This is a genomic window from Ruoffia sp. FAM 24228, assembly GCF_045528575.1.
In the GTDB taxonomy this organism is placed as follows: Bacteria; Bacillota; Bacilli; order Lactobacillales; family Aerococcaceae; genus Ruoffia; species Ruoffia halotolerans.
In genome coordinates this window covers 1-2,039 of sequence record NZ_JBGQQZ010000123.1, presented here as the reverse complement: position 1 = coordinate 2,039, position 2,039 = coordinate 1, and the positions used below count along the sequence as shown (strand labels likewise).

General features: G+C 35.5%; 3 protein-coding genes and 1 pseudogene. 3 read left to right on the top strand and 1 reads right to left on the bottom strand.

Annotation, left to right across the window (positions count from 1 at the left end):
- Positions 1-206 precede the first annotated feature (206 nt).
- The 3 genes and pseudogenes from ACEN33_RS12175 to ACEN33_RS12165 all read left to right on the top strand — a co-directional run.
- Positions 207-386 carry a hypothetical protein gene (locus ACEN33_RS12175; RefSeq protein ID WP_138403906.1) on the top strand — a complete coding sequence of 60 codons (180 nt, stop codon included), beginning with the start codon at positions 207-209 and terminating at the stop codon, positions 384-386.
- On the top strand, positions 386-571 hold the full coding sequence (locus tag ACEN33_RS12170) for a 2-keto-3-deoxygluconate permease (RefSeq protein WP_268951492.1): 186 nt from the start codon (positions 386-388) through the stop codon (positions 569-571). The genes ACEN33_RS12175 and ACEN33_RS12170 overlap by 1 nt, the downstream gene beginning before the upstream one ends.
- Before the next feature lie 70 nt (positions 572-641).
- A pseudogene (locus ACEN33_RS12165) lies at positions 642-854 on the top strand (2-keto-3-deoxygluconate permease); the annotation flags it as partial.
- Between the two features lie 37 nt (positions 855-891).
- On the opposite strand, the gene ACEN33_RS12160 reads toward ACEN33_RS12165, so the two are convergent.
- A complete protein-coding gene (locus ACEN33_RS12160) occupies positions 892-1,827 on the bottom strand; it encodes a LysR family transcriptional regulator (protein ID WP_138403903.1) in 936 nt (311 codons plus the stop codon).
- Between the last annotated feature and the right edge of the window lie 212 nt (positions 1,828-2,039).

Sequence of the window (2,039 nt, the reverse complement as noted above, 5' to 3'; positions counted from 1 at the left end):
CACCTTTACAATATCAGAATGGGGTTCTTTTTTCATCACTTAACAGGTGAAAATGAAAAAGTAAATTTAAGCTGCCGTTAGGCAGTTGGCACATGTTTCAACGAAAAGTATGAATTGTTCAGGTATATTGAACATAATTAAATAATATCAAATAGGGGATGATAAGATGTTGAAGTCGATCAATAAGCTTCTTTTCAGGGACAGGTATGAAGCTTGGTGCTTTAAAGAAAGTAATCAAAAATCATGGTGTGCTATTACTTGCGCACTTCATTGTTGCGATTGGAAGTATTAATCCTGCGGTTTATTTAGCCTTAGTTAATGATTTTGGAAAAGAGAAAGACAAGACAGTCTTTGGTATTACCTCTTTGTTTGCCGAATACCATTAGTGCCGGTATTTATCTATAGTTTATCGTATGCTGATGGATGTGAATGGATGTTACTCGTTTCAACGCTGATTCCAGTGATTTTAGGAATAATACTTGGACATATCGTACAAGGGTTCCGTAAAATTTTCGGGACAGGAGTTGCAGCTTTACTACTTTTATTAGGATGGAATATTGGACAAGGTTAAAATTTAATTGAAGCTACGCAGTCCGGTTTAGTGGGATTACTATTTAGTTAACCTATACCAACTCTCACTTGACACAAAAGTATTGAAAAATAATGGAGTTGCCTCGCTTTCAAAGATGTCAGCAGCTGGAGCCTCGGTCAGAACGCCCACTGTTATAGGGGCAATGAAACCCGTGCTTATGGAATATGTCCTAAATGCGACCGCAAAACTACTAACAGTCGTGGTCGTTACAAGTCTCATGACACCGATTATTGTAAAAAGATATAAAGAAAATAACTTATAAAAAATCGTTAGATTCATCGATGAATCTAACGATTTTTTTATACAATCAAATGCGTCTGCACGTTCGTAATGAATCTATTTAAGAAATCATGATGTAAATCAGTTAAGTATAGTCGTGAAGAGTAAGCGATAAAAAAATCAACCGACATTAAGTCGAGGGAGATGGGATATAAATTATATTCTAAATCTTCCTGTAAAGTAGGCAAAGCACTTTCTGGGATAAAAGCAACGCCCGAACCGTGCTCTGCAAATTTTGAAACAGTATAAATATTTGTGGACTCTAAGACAATGTTAGGCGTGATACTATAGCGTTTTAAAAGGCGGTCAATTTGACGGCGAATTGCAGATCCACTTGATGTTAGCACCAAGTCTTGGCTTAATAATTTATCAATCGCAATTGTATTCGAGCTCAATTCAACAGAGCCACTGATATATAAATCCGAACTAGGTGGAATCACAGCATAATACCGATGGGTTCCACAAAGATGTGTTATCAACGAAGGGGAGACTGTCTCTGGATTTTGACCAATATAGAAATCAATCTCTTGATTCATTGCTTTCGCTTCACTGTTACTTGGTAAATCTTCTAGAATCGTTAACGTGACTTCGGGATGTGCTTGAACAAATTTTGGTAAAGTAATCGGTAAGATAAAGGTTGCGAGACTAGACAAGACACCAATACTGAGAGAAATGGGAGAATCTTCATTGTATTGAATTAACGTGTTTTTCAATTGATTTAATTCGGCATCTGAATTTTCCAAATATTGATAATACACTTTTCCTGCTTCAGTTAATTGTAGCTGAGGGCTTTTTCTATTAATGATTTCGGTGCCTAAGTCATCTTCGATTTTCTTAATAATTTGAGTGAGATAAGGTTGAGAAATGTACAGATCTTTGGCTGCTTTAGTGAATGAATTATGTTTGAGTAGCACATCAATGTATTGCAAGATATCTTGATAATTATTCAAAGTCATATGTTACACTTCTTTCTTATTGCTTTTTACTTATGATACCATAACTAAATAAATATTTCACAAATAGGTCATTAATATTTATTATATAGCGCCGATTGTAAAATTAAGCTAGACAACTAAAACAGCCATTTGTGGTACACTCAACTTGTAATTCCGACCAAAGAATACAAAGGAGTGACCACAAATGACCTACACCCATCTTACCACGGATG